The sequence below is a fragment of the Niallia sp. FSL R7-0271 genome, assembly GCF_038005785.1.
GTDB lineage: Bacteria > Bacillota > Bacilli > Bacillales > Cytobacillaceae > Niallia.
This window is the reverse complement of sequence record NZ_JBBOTZ010000002.1, coordinates 362,803-386,612: the sequence shown is the minus strand read 5'-3', so window position 1 is coordinate 386,612 and position 23,810 is coordinate 362,803. Positions and strand designations below refer to the sequence as shown.

The following is a 23,810-nucleotide window of genomic DNA, read 5'->3' as shown; positions in this document are numbered from 1 at the left end:
CGTTATTTCGGAGTGTGTGTTCAAAAGAATCTCCACTTCTTTAATGATTACTAGTATAATGAAATCTGACAATATAAAAAGTGCCACTTTTTTAAAATATAACATGGTCAGAGAGGAGGATTCTTGAATGGATATGCTAATGTTTGAATTGAATAAACATGCAACAAAACCCTTGTATGAACAGCTTTATATTGGAATTAAAACTGCCATTTTGAGCCAACAAATTGAAGTTGGAACAAAGCTGCCATCTAAAAAAAAGTTGGCCGATTTTTTAAATATCAGTCAAACAACCATAGAAGTTGCATATGCTCAGCTGATTGCAGAGGGCTTTATTGTCTCAAAACCGCGGGTTGGTTTTTTTGTAGAGGATATTAATGAATTACCTTATATCGGAACAGAGCAGGTCGAGCTGCCAGTGGAGGATACTGAGGAAAAAATTATCCAGTTTGACTTTCACCCAGGAAAAATTGATACAGATTCCTTTCCTTTTTCACAGTGGAGAAAATATGCAAAAAATCTATATGATCTTCCTTCCAAGGAGCTGCTGCAGATTGGAGAACCCCAAGGAGAATACGCGTTACGGACTGAAATAGCAAAATATCTTTATCAATCAAGGGGGATTGTGTGTAAACCGGAGCAAATAGTGATTGGTTCTGGAACGGAACAACTTCTTCCTATGATTTTAAGGCTGCTTGAAAATGATTCAAACTTCGCCCTCGAAAATCCTGGCTATTCAGCAATCCCAAGAATTCATCTGCAAAACAAAGCAATTCCGATTCCAGTTGATGAAGATGGATTAATTGTAGATGAACTAAAAAAAACAAACGCAAATGTGGTTTACATCACCCCTTCGCACCAATTTCCGACAGGTGCAGTTCTTTCCGCCACGAGAAGAACACAGTTATTGCATTGGGCAGCAAAAGTTGAAAATCGCTACATCATTGAAGATGATTACGACAGTGAATTTCGTTACACTGGAAAACCGATTCCCGCATTGCAAGGAATGGACAAAAACGATAAGGTGATTTATCTGAGTACGTTTACCAAGTCATTAATGCCTTCATTACGAGTGGCTTATTTTGTTTTGCCTTCAACATTGCTAAAAAAATATAAAGAAACTTTCAGTTATTATTCAGCAACAGTTCCGAGATTTGACCAGCATATAGTAGCCAGCTTCATGAAAGACGGTTATTTTTCAAAACACCTAAACCGTATGCGGAAAATTTACCATAAAAAGCTTGATAAACTGACCCATATCTTTAAAACAGATTATCCTGAAGTCATTATCACCGGAGATCAGGCTGGGATGCATATTTTAATTTCCCTTCCCCTGCAGAAAAGTGAAAAGGAGTTAAAAACAATTGCGGCAGAAAGCTCCATCGCCATTTACCCGGTAACTGATTATCTGTTAAAACCAATAGAATATAAGTATCCAACATTTTTGTTAGGATTTGGCGGTATTCCACTAGAAAAAATTGAGGACAGTATTCACCAATTAATGCAGTGTTGGGGAATAGCAAAATAATTAGAGGCAGTCATAAAATGCCGGAAGAGCTTTCCGGTATTTTTATGACTATGTGGTTTTGACAGTTTTTTTATTTAGTTACCCTCTTCCTAACTGTAGTTCTGAGATAACAAATCCCCCTTTTGGGTGTTCAAAAGTCTTTTTCGAGGCTTTAATTTTTGACGGAGCGATTTTATCAATTTTGATCTTTTTAATAACCCTTTTTTCACATAAAAAAAAGCTACCGTTGCGGCAGCATGATTTAAACCTTATAAAACTAAATCATTCATTTCACAAATCTTCACTGTTATTCCTGTTTAAATAAAACAGCCACTCACTAGGAGTTATTTCAATAAAAAGTTCCTGCAACAATGCTTATCCCAGACTTCTTTTTTATCTGGTGTGCCCTGCTCGAAGAAAATTTCACTATGATTAAATTGCTTTTTCAGTATTAGATGCTTGTCTTTTTGGCCTTGGAATATGCCATTTATATTTTAAAGACAACATCCTTAAGACAACAATTACTATAAATAATACGTAAGTTTCGATAGTCCCATTAATAAAATTAAGACCTATTAAAGCCCCCGTAATGATAGTCCAAAAAGCATATAGTTCATATTTAAAAACAAATGGCTGTCTTTTCGCTAAGGCATCTCGAATGATACCTCCACCTACACCGGTTAATAAAGCAGAAGCAATACTAGCACTTGCAGGTAATCCTGAATTTTTCGCGTAAAGAGCACCTTGAATGGCGAAAGCCACTAATCCAACCGCATCTGTTAGACCAAATGAATAATACCAATGCTTCCAACTAACAATTTTTTGAATAGGTATAAAATATATGACCGTAATCAATAGGAATGTTAGTAGAAATAATGTGTTTTGTTCCCATAATGCCGAAACTGGCACCCCTATCAATAAATTCCGTATAGCTCCGCCTCCAAAAGCAGTTATAAAGCCTAATGCATAGTATCCGATCAGGTCATAATCTTCTTCCGAGGCAATAAGCGCCCCACTAATCGCAAATGCGATAGTGCCGAGATAATTCCAAATGTCCCAGGACATAACTCTTTTGCTCCTATCTTTATTTCTTTAATAACCCATATAATTATAAATTCTGACTATGCATTTATACAACCTAAATTTATTTTTTGTTCATTGGGCCATTATAAATCTCTTAAACTCTCTACCTAAGCCAATCAAACATTTATCTTTAATTATTATTTCGCTTTGAAGCAACCATCCTAGATTGTCTTTTCGCATTACATTTCCTTCAACAAAAAAGGTTATCTTTTCAGTACAATCGTGTTCCTAGAATACTTGCCCGTGGCGAAAAGACAGGGAAATAATCAAACTATTATACCTTTTGAACACGCAGTAAATGAGCGTTAACTCGTTAATCCTTATTTGAATGAAAATTGAATATAATAAAAATACGCCTGATCCCTTATATATCGAAGGGTTAGACGTATTCACCACCAAATTTAAACACTTTCTTATTGGCTGTATAGGTACCCCTTCTTGGTAACATGTCCATTGATTTTTAGGGAGCGTTCCTATTGGCAGCAATTAAGAATCTTGAGCTCTATTGGACATTTCCCTCGTGGCATCTAGATAACATGGCAAAGAATACAATTAATGTAGAAAACTATATATTATTGTCTATTACAATTAAAGGTTAGTCATTTTGTCTAAAAGAAAATGAAACAAATAAAGGGACTTTCCTTTTAATAGAGAAAGCCCCTTAAAAATATAGAATTAGTTCACAATATTGGGATTGTGTTATTGCTACTGAGCCTCATCTAATTTTACTAATTATCTCTTTATATTGTGTATCTCCGTAACCTATTGTTGGGAAAAGATTAAACAACTTCTGGATTAGTTCATTTGTTGATATATCTTTATTTTTTTTGATAAATTTCACCACCTCATTATCTTCTCTTAGCATTTCTAAATACATGTTTATTGCTTGATACATAACAGGGACTAGTTCATGAGATGGTTTAGTATGATTAACCAACACTTCTTTATATACCGAATAATAACAACCTAATTTAATTTCCGTTTGATTAACTTTAAACTCATCCTCTCTGAAACTATTTAAGAACACTTTTCCCTTGTAGCCTGACTGCTCCAGATACGAAAGTATAGTTAGCAGATTCATTTGGCAAAACATGTCTTCTCCAAACCACAATACGATACATTTATACTCTTTATTAAAAAGATTATCTAAAGGAACTATAACTTTTTCCATATATCCTTCTACTAGTTCATGATGGCCAGTAGCGCGAGTATATATAAACTCTTTCTCAAAAATACGTTCAGTAGTTTCGTTCATACACATTGCTTCATTAAATGGAGCATAATCAGCATTTCCCATTAGTTTGTTATCTTTAAACTCCTCATACATAACTTGCCCATTCAATATATGTATTACATCTTTATCAAAGAGATCACTCTGCTCATGCAGTAGCTTTTCAACCTCCATTTTTTTAGAAATATTCATATTAAACCACTCCCCATTTTTATCAAGAGTGAGTTTAACAACTGATTGAACAGGAAACTTGTTAATCTGGTATTGATACCAAAAATAGTTTTAAATGCTCTGCTATACACTTCTTGTGAAGAGTAATCATAATCCATTGTAACATCGATAATTTTTTAATTTTCCGCCAGGTCTTCCGTAGATAAATACAATCTTCTAAGAAGAATATAACATCTTATACTTATTCCAGTTATCTGGTGAAATTTAAATGAACAATAGTAAGGGGAATATCCCATATAATTTGAAAGTTCATCTAAGGAAAATTGATTTTTTAAATTAGCTTCAATCCAATCAAACATAAGCTGTACCTGTTCATTCATATTGTCTCACTCCTATATACATAATAAGAGGTATTAATTTCTATTTTTTGATATTTCTTGTGTTCATCTTATCTCCTATCCTTTTTACGTAAAAAAGCTTGTATTATACCTCTTTTTATATAAATCGCTTAATTTATACATTCCTTCTATTATAAAAAGTTAATAGGGCATAAAGCCTGGAACTATGGCAATAACTTTAGTCGTTCTGATATGTTTCTAATGTATATTTAATTAGTTCCTTTAACACATTTGTATCAATATCAGCTAATTTATTCACATAAATACAAGCCTTACTCTTCGTGTGTTTACCAAAGCTTTCTAATAATTTTTCCCTTTCATCACTTTCATAGGCCAAATAAAGACTAATTTTTGCCTTCCTTGGAGAAAAACCGACTAAAGGCGCATCTCCTTCATGTCCTGATGCATACTTATAATGATAGCTGCCAAAGCCTATAATACTTGGACCCCACATTTTTGCATCATAGCCAGTTACCTCTTCAAAAATTTTTAATAACTGATAGGCATCTGCCTTCTTTTTCTCATTTTCCACACCTTCTATAAAACCAATGACACTGTTGTCCGTTTCTTTCAACTTCGGTTCATACATATCTGGGTTCTCTCCTCTTCTCTGTGTACATACTTACTTACATTATTGTCATCATTATTACATTCTAGAAAACAAGCCCCATTTCATGCAAAAAGATGTTTCCCTAAAAACTTTTTATAAGATGAAGAAAAGCAGGCGCTTCTGACAAGAAAAAAAGCTAGAGAAACTATGACGTGCTTCTCTAGCTTTTTTCCAGCTATTTTTCTGCCTTAATAATTAAATTGGCCGTATTCATACCGCTCAATGTCACGATTGGCGACCCGCCGCCAGGATGTGTGCTTCCTCCTGCGAAAAAGAGATTGGCGATATCCTTGCTCACGTTTTTGGGACGTAAAAAGGCATCTTTTTTTCGATTGGAAGATAGACCATAAAGCGCCCCGCGGAATGAGCCGAATTGAGCAGCGATATCAGAAGGTGTATAAACTTTTTCTTCTACGATATTATCCTTCAGCGCAAGTCCAAAGGTTGAGAGTTTTTGATAAATTAGCTCTTTATACATTTCCGGATTCACCTGCAGTTTTCCATCAGCAGGAAGGGCTGGAGCATTTGCCAGTATAAAAAGATTGCTTCCCCCTGGCGAACGGTCAGGCTCTGTATAGGAAGAATTGCTGATGTAAATGGTAGGCTCACTGCTGTACTGCTTGTGTTTGAATAGATCAATGAATTCCTGTTCATAGTTATCGGAAAAATAGACATTGTGATGCCTCAGCTCTGAAAACCGTTTGTTAACACCTGCAAGGACTACAAAAGCTGATGTGGAAGGTGATAGACCTGCTGCCTTTGAGTTCGGAAAGGAGGGACGGTCGCTTTCGCTAACCAGCTCGGGATAAGCTTTGAGTAAATCTGCATTCATAATAAAATAATCCCCATGTATTTTCTCCCCATCCTCCAGCTCTATGCCTATTGCTTTTTTGTTTTTTACGATGACTTTTTTCACAGGTGAGTCGGCGTGTAGCTTAGCACCCAGTTTTTTTGCTATTTTTGCATAGGCTTCGGCAATTGTCACATTACCTCCCTCGACATAATAAACTCCGCCAATCATTTCCAAATAGGCAATCATGGCAAATGTGGCAGGAGTCTTATAGGGAGACGAGCCAATGTAAGTCGAATATCGATTAAAAGCCTGAAGTACATGAGGATGTGAAAAATACTGCCGAAAAAAGCTGTTGAGGCTTTGCAGCGGCCTCACCTGCAAGAGAGCTGCCCCAAGTGATGGCGACAAATAATCCTGCCATGATTGAAATGTTTTTGGCAGGAAGTGTTTCTCAGATAACTTAAATAATCTTGTAATCTCTTTTAAAAAATCATCATATTTATGTGCAGGATCCATCTGATTCAACTGCTGCATCATATATTCCCTGCTGCTCGAAAGATCAAAGGACGTTCCATCAGAAAACACATTTCTCGTATGATATTCAAGCTTAATCATATGGAAATAGTCTTCAGCCTTGTCACCTGTCTGTTCAATCACTTTCCGGAATACCTCTGGCATGGTGATGGTATTCGGTCCGAAATCAAAAGTATAATCCCCTAATGCTACAGACATTAATTTACCTCCGAAATGCTTATTCTTTTCGAACAGTTCTACATCAAATCCTTTGTTGGCTAGCGTTATGGCTGCTGACAATCCTGCCAGTCCGCCGCCAATGATTAACACCTTTTTCTTCATGAATACTGTCTCCCTTTCCAGCTATAAGGCTTTTTCCTGATCCATCTCCACATAGAAGCATTCATGATAATAACCAGTGCTGCTGCCGACAACGGCATGAAAAATGATAGAGATAAATGCTGATTTGCTTTCCAGTCCACTAACATGCGCTGCAGGACAATCAGGAGATAAGGAAACACATAGAGCGGCTGAAACATCCATAGCCCGTATACCAATAAAACCCCAGGCAGCACATAAAAAAAGCCATAAAATACGCTTAAGAGCATCACCATCATGACAGAACGGCCAAGGCCTGAAAAAATATTCTTTATAAAACCTTCCCATACCTCACTATTCCGTTCGTACATCCGGCATGAAACGTCATTACTTATATTGCCCAAGCAGACTTTGCCTCCTGATCTCTTCATTTGTCTTGCCAGATGAACATCTTCCACTATAGAAGTCTGGACTGAAGCGTGGCCGCCTATTTCTAGATAGGCCCTTCTTTCAAAAAACATGAATACTCCATTGGCAGCCGTTGCGGCAGGCATCTTGCCCTTATTCGCAAGATGAATCGGGAGGTGGAATAGCACAACAAAATGCATCATCGGAATCAGAAGCTTGCTCAAAATTCCTGGAACTTCAAAGGAGGGAAACCCTGTTAACAGCTTGGCATTTTCTTTCTTTACCAGTGTAAGTGCTTTTTCAATCACTCCCGATTTTAGACGGACATCTGCATCAATGAAAAGGAAATACTCTCCTTTTGCTTTTTCCTGCAGCTGATGACAGGCATGCACCTTGCCAGCCCACCCTGCTGGAAGTTCTCTCCCTCTTAAAATCTTAAAACGGCTGTCACCTAACGTTTTTTCCTGCAGCAAGGACAAAGTCTCATCTGTTGAGCCGTCATCCAGAAGAAGGATTTCCAGATGAGGGTATGTTAATGACTTAAGGCTGCTGATTAGTCCATCCACGTTCCGTGCTTCGTTTCTTAACGGAACTAAAACTGACACAAGCGGCTGAAAGTTTTTATTTATATTAGGAGCAGGAAGACCTGGGAGTCCGCTCATATTCCACAATGTCCATAGGAAAAATAGGAAGAGACTGGTGATTAAAAATAGAACCATCTAGACATTGCTCCTTACAGTAAGTTTACGAAATGCTTCGTTTTTTCGCTGATCACATCGTTTTTCAAGCCATCCAACGCGTCAGTGCATTTCTTTTCAAGTAATAAGGTTTTTTCAAACCTCGAATCTCCCGGCAGGTCATTGCTATACAATGGATTTCCTGCTTTTATCCATGCCTCAGGCTTTCGTTTGTGTGCAAAAGAATAGTAGAAGCAGACAGGTATAATGGGTATTTCGGGAAGCTTTTCCTGCAGATATAAAGTTCCTGGCTGAAATTGCAGCGGGCGTTTTTCCAGGTGGTACTCATCACCCTGAGGAAAAAGCCATACACTTTTTCCTTGTTTCAGCAACACCTCAGCATACCTCATTGTTTTTAAAATTTCTTTTGGGCTGGAGCGGTCAATTGAGAAGGCTCCAAGTTTTTTAAAGTATGGAAACTGCTTCAGTCCCTGTTCATGCATCATAATATACATATCCTGCAGAATAACAGTCTTCGTCAGCTGATAGTAGATGAGCCCATCCCACCAGGAAGAGTGGTTGCAGACAAATATGCCAGGAAAGGACGGCAGTTTACTAGATTCTTGCCAATAGATTTTATCAAAGGAGAAGGCAAGCATTCTCTTATGAAAAATAGAAAACAGTTTATTAAAAACAACGTCTTTTTTAGCTTCAATCATGTTCGTTTCCTTCTTATAGCAGCATATAGTGTCAGTCCTGCCAGGCAGGCTGTCAGGATGCCTGCAAAAAGAAGTTCACCGGTTGCTGCAAGCAAAACAAACATGGTTATTGTAAGGGCAAATAGTAAAAACATCCGTTTTTCCCAGAAAATATTTTTGTTTGGTGAGAAAAATAAGATAAATACATGAAGAACAAGTGCCACAATAAACCATCCTAAAAAGTTGCTGAATGGAATGTCATAGTACACTCCATCCTCCTCCCATATCCAATATTGTTTTAGTTTAAATGCGACAGGATCAATAATAAGATCGATAATTACAGCAACACAGGCACCGATAATCGGCTGAAGCCATTTCTTTTCTGTGATAGCACAAGCCAATGCATGAGAGGTTCCCATTACCATTAGCCATGCAAAACCAATCGCTATTGGCACGTCAAATAGATTGGGAGCAAACCGATTGGTATAATAATAATCCCCAAATAAAATTCCATAAGATGATCCTATGAATTCTGCAAGATAGGAAAACAGGAAAATAACCACACTAATCAAAAATCCAGCTTTTTTTCCAAACTTTTTAGAGAAATAAACTATTGCCAAAAGGCCGCTTAAAATTAGAAAAACAGCGTTCGCCCATTCAAGCCAAGCAGGCAGCAGATCAAACGTGAGAAGAATCACTCCGCAAATATACCAAAATATAAAAAAACGAAATAGAACATTGCCAAAACTCATAGAACTCTCCTTCTCATTATTTAAGCAAATATTTACATTATCTATATACAAAGACGAGACAAATATAGAAATGAATATTCCTGCTTGAAGACTAATTACATTTTTATAAGCACTTGCATTTCCAACGGCTACATTGTCTCCTGAACGCAGCATTCTATTTAGCCATTAATTGTTAGGTTTTGATTTTCCTAGCAACCTTAAAAGCTTAAAGAAGACATTAGTTTTTCAGTAGAGACGGTTAGTTTAGGTTCCCGATAGAAATGCCTATTACCTAAAATAAATTGCTATTCACGGCTTCCTTCTCGCAAGTCTTTGCCAGTCAATACCTCTTGCTTCGCACCATTCCCTAACCTTGCCGCCAGCTATAATGGGACATTGCTTGAGATTTGGAATAGATTTTTCTCCTTGGAGAAGAAGCAGCATTCTTAAATGTTCCTTCCACACCTCGAGCTCCATTATTAGTCCAGCAACTCCTTGGTCGTGAAGAATCTTTAAAAATGGTCCGGCAATCCCAGCGGCGGAAGCTCCTAAAGAGAAGGATTTTACTGCGTCAAGGGGGTTACGTATTCCTCCTGAAGCGATAATCGTCAGCTCATCTAATACTGACTGTGCTTCTAACAACGACACGACAGTCGATTGGCCCCAATCTTTTAAATACTCAAAATCCCGTTTACTTCTGCGCTCATTTTCAATATGAATGAAATTAGTGCCGCCTTTTCCTCCTAGATCAACATATTGAATACCAGCATTCTGTAGCTGCATGAGCGTTTCTGTGCTCATCCCGAATCCGGTTTCCTTGACGATAACAGGGACATGCAGTGTAGCTGATAATTTTTCCAGTTTAGCAAGTAAACTAGTGAAAGTACGCTCTCCTTCTGGCATAACCAGTTCCTGCGGTACATTCAAATGAACTTGCAGGGCATCAGCCTCTAGCATGTCAATGGCTTTTAATGCATAATCCAGCGGCGCATCTGCACCAATATTTGCAAATACAAGACCGTTCGGGTTTTTTTTCCGCACCACTTTAAATGTATGAGCAAGCTCTTCCTCTCGGATGGCAGCATGCTGGGAACCAACTGCCATCGCAATTCCTGTTTCACTGGCAGCTTCTGCAAGAGAAGCATTAATCACTCCTGATTTCTCACTGCCTCCTGTCATCGCATTAATAAAGATTGGATAGTCAAGCGTTAAAGGACCGATATTGGTCTGGAGCTGAATATCATCCATTCCCACTTCCGGCAAGGAGCGGTGAATGAATGACAGCTCATCAAAATCGGAACTTAAAGTAAATGGTGATGTTAATGCTATGTTAATATGATCTGCTTTTCGATTTTGTCTAATTGTGTCCATAAACTATACAGCTCCCAAATCTTCTAATTAATGAGTTACAAACTCACTGTTAATCCCTCCACCACTTGCTTCAATCGATACATATTTTCTTGTGAAACATAGTTTCGTTTTTGAAAGCAGTCATATCCGCTTTCCCTGACTACTTTTAATATTTCTTTATAAATAAGTGCTGAAAGGAGAACATGTAATTGACTGTCTTTATCAAAATAATCAATCCCCACTTGAAATAACTCATAAAGCTCTTCCGAACGGTTCGCTATTTTCTCCCATACGCTTATAAATGAGGAGTTAATGTTGCTAGATTCCAAATCCTGCTGCTTGTAATTTTCCATCTGAAGCAGGTCTTTTGGTAAATAAATGCGGTTATTCCGATAATCCTCCCCAACATCTCGAAGAATATTAGTCAATTGCATAGCTACCCCTAACTCAACAGCATAGCCATGCAAATGCTGATGGTTTTCCGTTGCAAGAATAGGGAGGAGCATTAAACCAACCGTTCCTGCTACATAATAACAATACCTTTCTAACTCGGCTAACGTAGAAGGCTGCTTAAAGTTAATGTCCATTCTCTGTCCCTCTAATTGCTCGTAGAAAGGTTTAATATCCATCTCATAACGGGTAAAAACATCTCGTAATGCCCTCCAAAGAGGGGATGAAATTTCCTCTCCCTTTTCAAAAAGCTGAAGTTGATGGTACAAGTCCTGCCAATTCTTTAACTGGGTAGATTTGTCTCTTGTTTCATCAACACTGTCATCTGCATTGCGGCAAAATGCATAGATGGCATACACAGCATTAGCCTTGTCTTTTGGTAATTTTTTAAATGCTTGGTAAAAACTTGCCGAATTCTGTTTAATAACATTCTCACAGTATAAATAGTCGTTTTGAAGCAAATCAACGGTTTTAGCTTCCCTCATTTGCAACCCCTCCTGCTGACTGAAATGCTTGTGTTTGCGTTGCTTCGGTGGAAACAGAATCATCTAACATTAATTCCTCTGTAGCAATTTTTGCTGATAATAATACAATTGGAACCCCAGCTCCTGGATGTGTGCTGCTTCCTGTAAAATATAGGTTTTCACAATTTTTTGCCTTGCTTTGTGGTCTTAAATGGTTACTTTGGGCTAACGTAGGCCGTAATCCAAAGCAAGCTCCGTTATAAGCGTTAAACTTTTCGGCGAAATCTATTGGCGTCATACAGGTTTCGGAGATAATATCCTCTTCAATTCCTTCTAGCCCCTCGACTTGACTAAGCGTTTGAAAGACCTGAGAACGATAATACGATATTGTTTCATCTGACCATTCGTATTTAGCTGTAGACAAATCAGATACTGGGACAAGAATATATAGTCCATCCTTCCCTTCTGGAGCCAATGTTGGATCTAGTTTGGAAGCATTGTATACATAGAAAGAAGGATTCTCCAGTTTTTCTCCAGAGAAAATATCGTCTAAGTTCTTCTTTAAGTCGTCTCCAAAGAAAAAGCTGTGCGCAGTTTTTAATTGCTCATATTTCTTATTCATTCCTAAGTACAAGATGAAGCAAGAACAAGAATAGTCCATACTATCAATCTTTTTATCTGTATATTTTCCTTTTGCTTTGATATCTTTTACAAGATTTTTCACAGCATAGGGAAAATCAGCATTACAAATAACCTTGTCGGCCAGAATTTCTTTACCATTCACCTTAATGCCTTTTGCCACTTGATTATCAATCATAATTTCATCGACAGAGGATTGATAAAAAACCTTGCCACCAAGCTCAAGAAATAAGCGCTCCATTGACTTAGCCATCGTATACATGCCGCCTTTTATAAACCAAACTCCATAGAAAAACTCAATCATTGGAATCATCGAATAGAGAGACGGGCCGTTATATGGAGAAACGCCGATATATAAAGTTTGAAAACTAATCATTTGCTTTAACTGCTCATTCTGAACATATTTACTAATAAAATTGTCGGCACTATCAAAGGTCTTTAGCTTTAATGCTTGATACAAAGTTGCCGGATTATAGAAGTCCCTTTTATTTCGGAAAGGACGCTGCAGAAAATGATTTTTCGCAACCATAAAACGCTCATAAATCAACTGCAAGTATTTTAAAAAGCCTTCTGCATCTTTTTCACTTACATGTTCAAATGTTTTCATTAATTCCACTAAGTCAGAAGAAATCTCATGGTACCCTTTTTTTCCGCTTCCAAAGAAAACAGAATACATAGGATCTAATCTTTCCATCGGAATATAATCATCTGGATTGCGTCCGACCAGTTCAAAGATTTCTCTGTATAACTCCGGCATCATCACAATCGATGGTCCTAAGTCAAATTGAAAGCCATCCTTTTCGATGCGGTGCATTTTCCCTCCCGCAATAGCCTCTTTTTCATATATTTCCACTTGATAGCCAGCATGCTGCAAACGGATAGCACTTGCTAATCCTGCAACACCTGCACCAATAATAGCCACTTTTTTCTTCATTGTTGAAAACTGCCCCCTATTGTATCTTTTTTTAATTTGTTTTTGAAGATTAAAAAACTTGATGAACCCTTGGTTATCAATTGATAAGGTAAATAACTAAACAAACTGCTTATCAACTGATAAGGAGGATGTACAAATATCTTCTTATCAGTTGATAAATGACTGCTAAATATATCACCTTATCAATCGATAAGGTGATATTCAAACAACTTTATTATCAATAGATACGTGTTCCTTGTCAACATACAGCTATCCAAACCAACCAACGATTCAGGTAAAGATTACAAAATTAACATAAGATTGCTTTCTCACTTTTAAAAAGCATAAAAAAATTGGGATTATCCATCCTTCTGTGCACCTGTCTAATACATTATATAGGCGCATTTTTACTTACTACCCTCTTTCCATTCTGTTGAAACCTTTTTTGTTTAATTTTTTTCATTTCTTACATTTTATTAGTTTGCTGACTCCTATCTACTAAAATATATATTATCCGAAAGATCTGGAAGTACATCATCAAAGCCCACACTTTACTCCAAATGAACCTATGAATTGGGAGATATACTTCCACCAATCTTAAATAATACCGGAATAAGTGCTAATAATATAATTCCTACAACTATAGTAGAAATTATTAACTCTTTCCAAACAATAAAATTCTGTGCAAACATTTGATAAATGACAAATGAATTTATTGCCATGTTCAGCAATAAGCCAGTAAGTAGGCCTGGTGCATATTTTTTCATCAAAACCGTTGCAATTAAATGTGGAAATATTGCATTGAAAATCATAGAACCTAAAAAACCTATGAAAATCCATTTTGTTAAATTTGATTCTGGTCTATATAGATAACTAAATGCAGATAAGTATGCCAAAACTGTAACTACAAGAACAGCAAAATGAAATTCACCTGGAGTAACTGGCTTTTGAAACTGCGAAGAATGTTGAGACCACCTAGGTAACCAAATTGCTTCCTCCATATTATGTAGTGTGATTGCCATACAAAAAAATATGACTAAATAAGCCACCTACCTTTCCCCCTTCCAAGTACTTATTTGTATCCGTCTATTTTTCAAATAAGTTACACTGAGCATATATTTTCGGATACAACAATGCTGCATGTTTGTTAAACAAAGCGATTTAACTATAAGACACAATAACCCTTTAGTGTCTTATGGTTTGGATTGGTCTTAATGACCTTAATGACAAACAGAACAAGCACCTATAAGCAATCGCTTTAAAAGAGAGTTTGACCATTATCTATAGTAAATACTTGACCTGTTATAGATTCTTGAGTTAGTTGAAAAATTATAGCATCTGCAATATCTTCTGGTGTGGAAATCCTCTGTAATGGTAATTTACCTGCAAGTTGAAACATCTTGTCTTCATTTCCAGCCCACCACTTTGTTTCTACAGCTCCAGGAGAAATGCTATTAACTCTTATCGAAGGTGCCAAAGCGATAGCCAATGATTTTGTCATTGTGTGAATTGCTGATTTTGTTGCTGCATATGGGATAGACGAACCTATTCCAGTCATTCCAGCTACACTCCCCATATTTACGATAGACCCTGATTTTTGTTTTTTCATATAAGGGACAACAGCTTTTACACAATAGAACATGCCCTTCACATTTATACTGAACAGAGAATCCCAGACATCATCTGTTACAGCATCTAAGTCATCCATATCTATTTGAGCTGTAACACTCGCATTGTTAACTAATCCATCGACAGATCCAAAAGTTTGAATAGTTTGAGATACTAATTCATTTACTTCGTTTTCATTTGCTACATTGGCTTTATAAGCAATAGCTGTCCCGCCATTTTGTTTAATCTCATTGACAACTTTATGAGCTTCATTTTCTGATTGCCTATAATTTATTACTACTTTTGCACCTTCAGAAGCTAGTTTTAAAGCTGTAGCTCTTCCTATTCCAGTTCCACCTCCAGTAATGATTACTACTTTATCCATTAAATTCATTTTTAAAATCATCCTTTCTTAGATTTTATTTTATCTGTACCACTACATTATGCTTTAGTCAAAATGAAGAGTATAATACAAAATAATGAGATAGATATCATTTTAAATGATATCAGTGAGAAGGTGAAACCAGTGGAAAGTCACGAATTAAAAATCTTCAAACAAGTTGCGGAACTGCAATCAGTATCTAGAGCTGCTGATAAATTGGGATATGTACAGCCAAATGTTAGTCAACGGATTAAGAATTTAGAAGAAGAACTAGGTGTTCGATTATTTTTGCGAAATAATCGAGGAGTAACATTGACTGAAGAAGGAAAAAAATTATTAGATTATACAAATAAAATACTACAATTAATAGATGAAGCTAAGACAGCAGTTAATCCTAACAAATGGAGAGAATCATTAAAAATAGGGGCCACTCAAACAATTTCTGCAGTCAAAATTCCTCACTTACTATCTTCTTTCTTTAAAGAATATAATAATATTGATGTAAAAGTGAGAACAAGTAATAAAATAAAGTTAGAAGAAATGCTTTTCTATGGTGAAGTAGATGGTATTTTTGTACATAGTAGCCAAAGTAAATCTGAGTGTGAAATTGTTTATAGTTACTTTGAGAAAATTGTACTAATCTCCCCTAACCTTAATTCAAATGATAGGCAATCTAATTATAAGTTACTAGTTAATAGTGATATAAATTGTATATATAGAAAACAATTATTGGACTTGCCCAAAGAAAGCAATTTCCATAGTTCCAATATTATTGAGTTTGATACACTAGAATCCATTATTCAGGCAGTTCATGACGGACTTGGCATTAGCATAATTCCGGCAGACATTGCAGAAACTCGAAAAACTACACAAGAAATCATTTTCACAGAACTGCCTAAAAAAATAAAAATAGACTTTTTAATCAAATCCAGAAAACAGCAATCACCAAGTTTAAAAAAATTCATTCGGTTTTTGCAGTTAAATAACTAGATAACCACTTCTTAAGTATTATCCAAGCAGAACCTAGTTCTATTCCAGGGATATTCCTCTGCTCTAGCTACATGATTATGTTTATCTATATCAATACCAACCATCAAAGTATTAGGCGTTTGAGCTATTTTGTACTTTTGGTTATAAATCATGGTGAGACCTCCGAATAGATATTTTGTTCCTTTTTGCTGGCCAGCTCAGGACACATTTTTCTTATCAAGAGGTCTTTTCAGATAAACCTCATGTTCAGTTATTACAGAAATTCTCCAAGGTTAGTAATACAGCAAAAAGGCATTTTTATTTACTGGATCAACGTTCCCATTTTTTAGAACCCCCCCTTAATATCCGTTCAATTTTCAGGTATAGAAATTTAAAAACTCCTTCAGAAATGCTACCTTGAACAAAAATAAAAAGAACGCTTTTTGGGAAGTATAATTATCAAGTTAAAGATTATTATACGGAGTGATTTGATTGAACGAACAAGATATTCTCCAATCTATTTTTGATTATAAAGAAAGAATTAGTGAACTGCGTGTGGATCACTGGATGAAATATTCTAATTGGAAGACTTGGTATTTTTGGTTTAATATCATGTCGATCTTAATTCCTTTAACCATTCTTTATTTTAAAATAGATAGAAAACGATTATTTGAAATCTGTTTTTTCGGGTTAATAGTTCATGTTACTTGGTCAAATATTGATAGCATATTATCTCAAAACAATTACTTAATTCATCCCCATGGATTTACACATTTTCTTCCTATGGGTATTACTGTTACTGCTGTCTTATTACCTGTTTGTTTTATGCTTCTATATCAATATTGCTCTAATAAAAGTAAAAATTTTTATCTTTATACAATCATACTTTCTGCTTTATTTGCTTATGCTTTTGGTTACCTATTAAAGAAAGTAGAATTGCTAATAATGTATAAGGGAATGAAGTTAACTTACCTCTTTCTTATTGATATTGCTGTTGCATACATAGCTTATTGGGTTACCAAATTATTCATTATTATTAAAAATCAAACGTCAAAAAAATAAATCTGCTTCAGATAGTATACAAAAATCAAAATCTTTAATTATTAGTTCGTCAAAGTTTCATTTAGCGAGGGATCTTAATTAGATAAAAACAGTAGCTAGGAATGTCCTAGATACTGTTTTTTAATTAATAGTAAATTGTAGAATTTAACAAAATAGTGTAACCTCGAGTTGTATATATGCTATTAAATTTGGAGGATAAATTGTGAGAATAACTAAGCGAGAAGATATAAATATGATGGGAAAATTATTAAAATTTAATCCTGCCCAAATATTATCTGTTGGATTTTTAACACTCATTTTTTTTGGTGCGCTTCTGCTTATGTTACCAATATCAACAAATGATGGTCATGAACTTTCCTTTCTCGATGCTATCTTTGAGGCAACTTCTGCCGTTTGTGTTACTGGATTAGTCGTAGTTGATACAGGGACCACCTTCACAATCTTTGGTCAATGTGTACTTTTATTTTTAATCCAAACTGGTGGTTTGGGATTTATGACTATTGGTGTTATCATCGCAATATTTCTTGGAAAGAACATTGGATTAAAAGGAAGATTGATGATTCAAGAATCTTTAAATCAGCTTTCACTAGAAGGCATGGTAAGACTTGTAAAGTTTATTATCCTTTTCACCTTCCTATTTGAAGCCATTGGTGCTTTGTTTTTAGCTATTCGCTGGTCTGCTGACTTTGGTTTTTCAACTTCTATCTATTATGGTATTTTTCACTCCATCTCTGCTTTTAATAATGCAGGTTTTGACATAATGGGAGATTATCGAAGTATCACTGGTTATGCAGGAGACTTTACTGTAGTTTTTATTCTAACTTCTTTATTACTCATTGGAGGACTTGGCTACACGGTTATCCTAGATATTTGGAGAAAAAAGTTTTCAGGAAAGCTTTCTTTACATTCAAAATTAGTTCTATGGATCACAGCGTTCCTAATCACTGTTCCTACTATTCTTATATTTGTATTAGAATTCAATAATACTGGGACATTGGGGCCCTTATCTCTAAAAGACAAATTTTTAGGTGCTTATTTTCATGCAGTAGTCCCCAGGACTGCTGGATTTAACAGTTTAAATATGTCTGAAATAACATTGAGCACTCAATTTGTTACAATGATTTTAATGTTTATTGGTGGAGGTTCAGGTGGTACAGCTGGTGGCATTAAAGTTACAACATTTATAATAATCCTTCTTGCAGTTTGGAACTTAATTAGAGGGAATGATGATATTAACATAATGGAAAGACGTATTCCAAAGGATTTAGTTCACAGAGCATTCGCCATAACAGTTTATTCTATAGGTATTGTTTCATTTATTTCGTTTATTTTAACAATCACAGAAGATGCACCATTAAATGTAATTTTATTTGAAGTTATCTCGGCTTTTGCAACGGTAGGCATGTCCTTAGGAATAACTCCTGATTTAAGTCCAGTTGGAAAAATTTTTATTTCCCTTCTAATGTTCATCGGACGGGTTGGACCACTGACAATAGCATTCGCATTAGCCAAAAAACAAAACAAGCTACCTTATAAATACGCTGAAGAAAAAATAATAATTGGTTAAAACAATAAAAATAATCCTCCAATAAGGAGGATTATTTTTACTTTTGAAGGATAGTACTTAAACTAATTTCCCTGTTAGTAATGGTAATAGGAGCTTTCATCTTCAAGAAAAACCCCTAGGTTCAACAAGTTGCTACTGAAGTTTTATAGTATATTTGTCATTCTTTCAGCTTCTTAATAAAATAATAATTCCACATTAAGCTGAGGAACAAAAAAGGATACAAAAAAGCAGAATAAATTATATTCCAACCATTATAGTAAAAAAGATCTGTGTGAACTGCTATCAATTCATATAAAACAGCCATACCAGAACACATTATTGTATAGAAAGCCTTTCTCAAAAATTTTTGATGAAAGGGAAAAAAATTAAGAAAGATTATATTTACAGCTGGATAAATTCCAAAAGTAACACCTAACATCTCCCAGTTTACAAATTGGGGATCAAAGTATCCGTATAATCCATATTTTACATCCAAGAATATATCAAATAATAAATGTAATCCTATTGCAAATAAGGATGTTACATACATTTCCACTTTCGAAAGTCTCTTCGGCATAATGTAAACAATCATATTAAAAATTATAATAGTCAAAATCATAAGTAACATAGTACGCTACCGTCCTCAGGTATACTGTATTGTTATTATGTTTCCCATAAACATCCACAGATATTATGAAAAGGGAGAAGTTGCTAAAACCTGATATGCTAGTCCTCCTTCTTGTTGCACTCTATCAAACTTTTTTGAAGGTTCTCTATATTTATGGGTACATAAAAAACAGCTGCCTATGGCAACTGAGTCTTCTTATAACATTTTAGTATGACAGTATATTGCACTTTTGATACATGTACATAATGAAAGACATGACAGTCATTATCAAAACAGACTAAAAAACCATTTATATATTTGTGTTCAAATAAATGCAACAATCCATTAAATAGGGCGCACTACCTTGATCAAAGAATAACACTAAGAACCAAGGTAAATAAGTAAAGACCCACCAATGGACTCATTAATCATCACCTATAGACAATTACTTTAGGTTATTATTTGTATAAGTTTAGTTTTAAATTCTAGGCTGCTTTACGCTTTATGTCAGGACGGTAGTTGTTAAAATATTTTTGTGTAAATAGACTATCCTGCCCAATTAGTGCCCTAAGCAAAAAAACAGTTATTACTATGTATAAAGTTCACCTAAGAAACAAATATTAGAAAAAAAACAAAATAGGAGGTCTCCTATGTTCCCTAATTACAAAGGAAAACTTATTACAATTATGTGGATGGGTGTTGGTGCAGCAATACTCTCCAGCATGTTCAGTGCAGTACTTATAGTTATTGCTATTAGTACTAACAAAAGAGTAAAAAAACTATCTAATCGCTAGGCTTTTCCTTAGCTTGTTAGTGTTTCTACTGTTAGATTTACTTCTCTCACTAACATACTCAATTACCAAACACTTATCTTTAAGATACGAAGTTTCACTCAGTAAATGAGCGTTTATAAGAATTTAACGCAGACTTGTAGATTTATAGCGTATGTATAAGAAACCCTTACACTGTTGCTTGTTTAGGTTCCCCTTTTGGGAACCTATTCATTATTCATATTAGCAACTTCAATTGACAGCAATTAAGGATCCTAAAGATTTGTTCGACTTTTCTCTCGTGGCATTTTGATAACATGGCAAAGCAATAACCTAAGAGGTGCTGTATAGTAAAAAAAATCATATGTAATTATCGCTGTTCTTTAACTACCGCCCCCGTTACTTTAAGTACATTTCTTCACGAAGTGGTCCTTTTTACAGTTCATTTAGGGGAAGCGTCAGGAAAATGCGGATTTACCAGGTTAAGCAAATTCAAACATAAAAAAGTCGAATTCCCTGTCCTTAAAGGAAAACGACTTTTTTATTTGACTTCTTTAAATAGTGCCCCATTAACCTTTTTTCGGAACCATTTGTACTCTGCGATGTTAAATTAAACCTGTGCTAGCCCACCATCTACGAACAATTCAACACCCGTCAAGTAACTGCTTTCGTCTGAAGCAAGGAAAGATACAGCGTTTGCAACTTCTTCAGGTGTCCCAACTTTTCCAGCTGGAACAGTATTACTGTTATTTTCCATTACTTCTTCAAGTGCATCACCAAAAAGCTCATCGTAGGCAGGTGTAAGAATAACTCCTGGACTAACCACATTTACACGGATTTCAGTACCTTTTAGGTCAAGAATCCAGTTGCGAACTAGTGCTCTTAATGCTGCTTTAGATGCTCCATATACACTAAACGCTGGGTTTCCAATTGATCCAGCAGTAGAGCCCGTTACAATAATAGACCCTTTTTTGTTCGGGAATAGTGATAATGCTTTTTGAACAGTAAAGATGGTTCCTTTAACATTAATGTCGAACGTTCTATCAACCTGCTCTTCCGTAATTTTACCTAATGGAAGGAAGTTGCCGGTGCCTGCATTAGCAAAAAGAATGTCCAACTTACCTTTTTCCTGCTTTATAATGTCATATAGTTTGTCTAAGTCTTCAAGCTTAGAAATATCCCCTTGAACACCGGTTACGTTCTTGCCAATTTGGTTAACAGCTTTATCCAGTTCGTTTTGTCTGCGACCTGTGATATAAACATATGCACCTTCGTTTACAAACTTTAGTGCAGTAGCAAGACCAATCCCACTTGTTCCTCCCGTTACAAGCGCTATTTTACCTTCAAATTTACCCATACTTAACACTCCTTTAGAATTAATTTATTTTATGTCTAGTACCTTTAAGTACTTGAAGAACAACTTACAAGATATAGTATCCTTCAGTAAGCACATTATCGGAAGTACCCACTTTTTTGTGATATAGTAACTAAAAAGTAATAAATGTGGAATGGAGAGGTTTAGACATGAAAAAATTTAGTTGTGGTTTTGAAGTGACAAAGGAAGTTATTGGCGGAAAATGGAAAGGTCTTGTATTATACTTTTTAATGAATGGACCAAAGAGAACGAGTGAATTAAAGCGCATTGTCCCAAATATAACTCAGAAAATGCTGATTCAAACACTTAGAGAGCTTGAAGCCAGTGGACTCGTGAGCAGAAAGATGTATAATCAAGTACCGCCAAAGGTTGAATATTCATCCACTGAACTTGGAGAATCTCTTAAACCTATCTTGCAGCAGCTCTGTCAATGGGGAGGCCATTATGCAGAGCAAGAGTATGCAGAAGGTGAATTCGAAATCGTACCACCAGAAGAGGCTTCATAATAAGGAATACAAATTTTAACACCTTATATGTTAGGGCGTTTTATGTTGCACTGGGATGAGGGCATAATAATTCCAAGAAGATTGTCTCGACTACAGGGTTGCTGGCACGACTTTTAGAACAGAAAACAGCTACCCAATTAGGTAACTGTTTTCTGTTCTAAAATGTCAATTAGTCTCACTCTGTTTCCAAATGGGTTCCCATTAACTATACAAAAGAAGTTAATTATCACGGTTTTTTTCTCCCCATTCACATAACTGTTCTAAAACAGGTAATAGCGTTTCTCCTTTATGTGTAAGACTGTATTCCACTTTAGGAGGGATTTGAGGATATTCTTTTCGTCTAACCATCCCATCTGCTTCCAAATCTTTAAGTTGTGAACTCAATGTTTTAAAGGTGATAGTACCTAATCTTCTTTTCATCTCATTAAAGCGAACGGGTTGATTTTCCGAAAGGAGATACAGAATTAACATTTTCCATTTCCCTCCAACAACAGACAATGTATATCCGAAAGGTGTCTCTTGGATATTTCCCTTTTCTTTAAAATCAGCCATACTCATATTTGACACTATCCTTTCTGGTAGTAGCTATCTAAATAGTGCGTACTATTTTTTTCTTTGTTTTCATTTTATACTTACCTTACTTTGAAATAAAGGAGAGAAAAAATGACTAATATTAAAACCTACAATCACGACCTATGGGATCACGGCATTACACAAGGATACAGCGTCAACGGTACTATCTATATTTCTGGTCAATTTTCCCACGATAAGGATGGTATGTTTATTGGCAAGGAGAATATTGAAGCTCAGACGCGACAAACATTTGAGAACCTCGATCGAGTATTGGAGGAATTTGGTGTCACGAAGTCCAACCTCGCTTATGTGGAAATCTTTCTAACAAATCCACAAGAGCACTCCGAGCCTGTCATCAGTCTGTTCAAGGAATATCTAGAACAACACAGACCAGCTGGCAGCCTCATCGGCGTGACTTACCTGGCATTCCCAGAGCAATTGATTGAAGTCAAGGCTGTCGCACACACTGAATAAGCAAGCTACATTTTAAACACAAAGTAAATTATGTCAACCCTATTTAGGTCATATTATAACAATTAAATCTGTAATGATTTTGAATGAAATAAAAGCAAGTATCATTACAGATAATATTGTTATCTGTAATTCCTTATTGCTTTTGTCATAAACCTGCCTCGATTACGCCATATCCTCATAGCGACATGTGAGAAAGGCCGTATCTAATTATCGCTTATTACCATATAATAATAAGCATTATAAAGATACGAGATAACGAAACTAGGAGACATTAGATGATAATTAAAAATGAACAAGATATTAATGGGTTAAAAGAAATGGAAAAATCGTGAGTCTAATTAGATAGGAATTAATTAAAAGTACAGTCCATGGTATTACTCCCCTACCACCTCCATTATTTGTGAATGTTTTCACTTGAACAAACCTGCCCTGTTTCTACCATAAACATGATTTGTTCATTTATTATATGAATGCTGCTCTGTTTGTGACATATATATAGTTTTTAGACGAGCAAAAAAAAGCCCCTTTATAATAAAGGGTTTATGTTAAATCTTATTCCATACTCTTTCTAATTTTTTCAGGAATCATACATTATTTACTTAACAAAATTATGTTTATATACTTAATTTAGGATTAGTCTCCCATAAATCTTCCTAATATGCAGTAGAAATAATTATAGAAGTTGTGTTTTTTTCTATCATTTCTTTTACCTTGTATCTTTTAATATGCAATCTTATAAATAATTTGAAGTGTTAAATTACTACATTATGTTTAATTAGATAAAAATGACTCCAAAACAATCTAGCATTTTAGTTAGTTACTTAAATACATAGATTATCTTCATAGTTGCTTAGAGAAATTAAAAACAGTTATTATAAATGGAGAGTATATAAAAAGATTGTTAATGAGGTGTTATATATTTAATTAGAAATTAAGTAATAAGCATTCTAATGAGATTTTCTCTAGTAGGTGTATTTTCAGATGAAT

21 protein-coding genes and 1 pseudogene are annotated in these 23,810 nt (G+C 35.4%); 7 read left to right on the top strand and 15 right to left on the bottom strand.

Going from position 1 to position 23,810, the window contains the following annotated elements; translation table 11 throughout:
• Positions 1-127 precede the first annotated feature (127 nt).
• Positions 128-1,525, top strand: coding sequence for a MocR-like pyridoxine biosynthesis transcription factor PdxR (pdxR, locus tag MKX82_RS21900; RefSeq protein WP_341080058.1), 1,398 nt, complete (start codon positions 128-130; stop codon positions 1,523-1,525).
• Positions 1,526-1,936: 411 nt separating this feature from the next.
• Here pdxR and MKX82_RS21895 read toward each other — a convergent pair whose 3' ends face one another.
• The 12 genes and pseudogenes from MKX82_RS21895 to MKX82_RS21840 form a co-directional block, all read right to left on the bottom strand.
• Positions 1,937-2,569 carry a trimeric intracellular cation channel family protein gene (locus MKX82_RS21895; RefSeq protein WP_233318041.1) on the bottom strand — a complete coding sequence of 211 codons (633 nt, stop codon included), beginning with the start codon at positions 2,567-2,569 and terminating at the stop codon, positions 1,937-1,939.
• A 733-nt stretch (positions 2,570-3,302) separates the two neighbouring features.
• Positions 3,303-4,369: pseudogene (locus MKX82_RS21890) on the bottom strand (helix-turn-helix domain-containing protein).
• A 196-nt stretch (positions 4,370-4,565) separates the two neighbouring features.
• On the bottom strand, positions 4,566-4,976 hold the full coding sequence (locus MKX82_RS21885; RefSeq protein WP_341080056.1) for a DUF1801 domain-containing protein: 411 nt from the start codon (positions 4,974-4,976) through the stop codon (positions 4,566-4,568).
• A 196-nt stretch (positions 4,977-5,172) separates the two neighbouring features.
• Positions 5,173-6,645: a phytoene desaturase family protein gene (locus tag MKX82_RS21880; protein ID WP_341080054.1), complete on the bottom strand. Its 1,473-nt coding sequence runs from the start codon at positions 6,643-6,645 to the stop codon at positions 5,173-5,175.
• Positions 6,642-7,748, bottom strand: coding sequence for a glycosyltransferase (locus tag MKX82_RS21875; protein ID WP_341080052.1), 1,107 nt, complete (start codon positions 7,746-7,748; stop codon positions 6,642-6,644). The genes MKX82_RS21880 and MKX82_RS21875 overlap by 4 nt, the downstream gene beginning before the upstream one ends.
• A gap of 14 nt (positions 7,749-7,762) precedes the next feature.
• Positions 7,763-8,425, bottom strand: coding sequence for a lysophospholipid acyltransferase family protein (locus tag MKX82_RS21870; RefSeq protein ID WP_233318066.1), 663 nt, complete (start codon positions 8,423-8,425; stop codon positions 7,763-7,765).
• Positions 8,422-9,156, bottom strand: a complete 735-nt coding sequence (locus tag MKX82_RS21865; RefSeq protein ID WP_341080050.1) for a carotenoid biosynthesis protein — start codon at positions 9,154-9,156, stop codon at positions 8,422-8,424. Before MKX82_RS21865 ends, MKX82_RS21870 begins: the two co-directional genes overlap by 4 nt.
• A gap of 288 nt (positions 9,157-9,444) precedes the next feature.
• Positions 9,445-10,506 carry a type 2 isopentenyl-diphosphate Delta-isomerase gene (gene fni / locus MKX82_RS21860; RefSeq protein ID WP_341080049.1) on the bottom strand — a complete coding sequence of 354 codons (1,062 nt, stop codon included), beginning with the start codon at positions 10,504-10,506 and terminating at the stop codon, positions 9,445-9,447.
• 35 nt (positions 10,507-10,541) lie between these two features.
• A complete protein-coding gene (locus MKX82_RS21855) occupies positions 10,542-11,420 on the bottom strand; it encodes a phytoene/squalene synthase family protein (protein ID WP_251647824.1) in 879 nt (292 codons plus the stop codon).
• The gene (locus tag MKX82_RS21850) at positions 11,407-12,972 is read right to left on the bottom strand and encodes a phytoene desaturase family protein (RefSeq protein ID WP_341080047.1); all 1,566 of its coding nucleotides are present in this window, start codon (positions 12,970-12,972) and stop codon (positions 11,407-11,409) included. The genes MKX82_RS21855 and MKX82_RS21850 overlap by 14 nt, the downstream gene beginning before the upstream one ends.
• A gap of 545 nt (positions 12,973-13,517) precedes the next feature.
• Complete coding sequence (locus tag MKX82_RS21845) at positions 13,518-14,000, bottom strand: HXXEE domain-containing protein (RefSeq protein WP_341080045.1); 483 nt, start codon at positions 13,998-14,000, stop codon at positions 13,518-13,520.
• Between the two features lie 209 nt (positions 14,001-14,209).
• Entirely contained in the window at positions 14,210-14,953 is a 744-nt protein-coding gene (locus MKX82_RS21840) for an SDR family NAD(P)-dependent oxidoreductase (protein ID WP_233318082.1), read from the bottom strand.
• A 132-nt stretch (positions 14,954-15,085) separates the two neighbouring features.
• Here MKX82_RS21840 and MKX82_RS21835 point away from each other — a divergent pair, with 132 nt between their 5' ends.
• From MKX82_RS21835 to MKX82_RS21825, 3 genes are all read left to right on the top strand, one after another.
• Positions 15,086-15,931 (top strand): LysR family transcriptional regulator, encoded by an 846-nt coding sequence (locus MKX82_RS21835; protein WP_341080042.1) that lies wholly within the window; start codon positions 15,086-15,088, stop codon positions 15,929-15,931.
• Between the two features lie 471 nt (positions 15,932-16,402).
• Positions 16,403-16,972 carry a CBO0543 family protein gene (locus MKX82_RS21830; RefSeq protein WP_341080040.1) on the top strand — a complete coding sequence of 190 codons (570 nt, stop codon included), beginning with the start codon at positions 16,403-16,405 and terminating at the stop codon, positions 16,970-16,972.
• A gap of 232 nt (positions 16,973-17,204) precedes the next feature.
• Entirely contained in the window at positions 17,205-18,539 is a 1,335-nt protein-coding gene (locus MKX82_RS21825) for a TrkH family potassium uptake protein (protein WP_445738863.1), read from the top strand.
• A 157-nt stretch (positions 18,540-18,696) separates the two neighbouring features.
• Here the strand turns inward: MKX82_RS21825 and MKX82_RS30445 are convergent, their stop codons facing one another.
• On the bottom strand, positions 18,697-19,068 hold the full coding sequence (locus MKX82_RS30445; RefSeq protein WP_445738862.1) for a CBO0543 family protein: 372 nt from the start codon (positions 19,066-19,068) through the stop codon (positions 18,697-18,699).
• Between the two features lie 707 nt (positions 19,069-19,775).
• Between MKX82_RS30445 and MKX82_RS21820 the strand changes: the two genes are divergently transcribed.
• Positions 19,776-19,919, top strand: a complete 144-nt coding sequence (locus MKX82_RS21820) for a hypothetical protein (protein WP_341080037.1) — start codon at positions 19,776-19,778, stop codon at positions 19,917-19,919.
• A gap of 586 nt (positions 19,920-20,505) precedes the next feature.
• On the opposite strand, the gene MKX82_RS21815 is transcribed toward MKX82_RS21820, so the two are convergent.
• Positions 20,506-21,252 carry an SDR family NAD(P)-dependent oxidoreductase gene (locus MKX82_RS21815; RefSeq protein WP_341080035.1) on the bottom strand — a complete coding sequence of 249 codons (747 nt, stop codon included), beginning with the start codon at positions 21,250-21,252 and terminating at the stop codon, positions 20,506-20,508.
• A gap of 167 nt (positions 21,253-21,419) precedes the next feature.
• On the opposite strand from MKX82_RS21815, the gene MKX82_RS21810 reads away from it, so the two are divergent.
• Positions 21,420-21,776 (top strand): winged helix-turn-helix transcriptional regulator, encoded by a 357-nt coding sequence (locus MKX82_RS21810; protein WP_341080033.1) that lies wholly within the window; start codon positions 21,420-21,422, stop codon positions 21,774-21,776.
• A 219-nt stretch (positions 21,777-21,995) separates the two neighbouring features.
• On the opposite strand, the gene MKX82_RS21805 is transcribed toward MKX82_RS21810, so the two are convergent.
• The gene (locus tag MKX82_RS21805; RefSeq protein ID WP_233318003.1) at positions 21,996-22,334 is read right to left on the bottom strand and encodes a winged helix-turn-helix transcriptional regulator; all 339 of its coding nucleotides are present in this window, start codon (positions 22,332-22,334) and stop codon (positions 21,996-21,998) included.
• Positions 22,335-22,439: 105 nt separating this feature from the next.
• Between MKX82_RS21805 and MKX82_RS21800 the strand changes: the two genes are divergently transcribed.
• Positions 22,440-22,823, top strand: coding sequence for a RidA family protein (locus tag MKX82_RS21800; protein ID WP_341080031.1), 384 nt, complete (start codon positions 22,440-22,442; stop codon positions 22,821-22,823).
• The last annotated feature ends 987 nt before the right edge of the window (positions 22,824-23,810 follow it).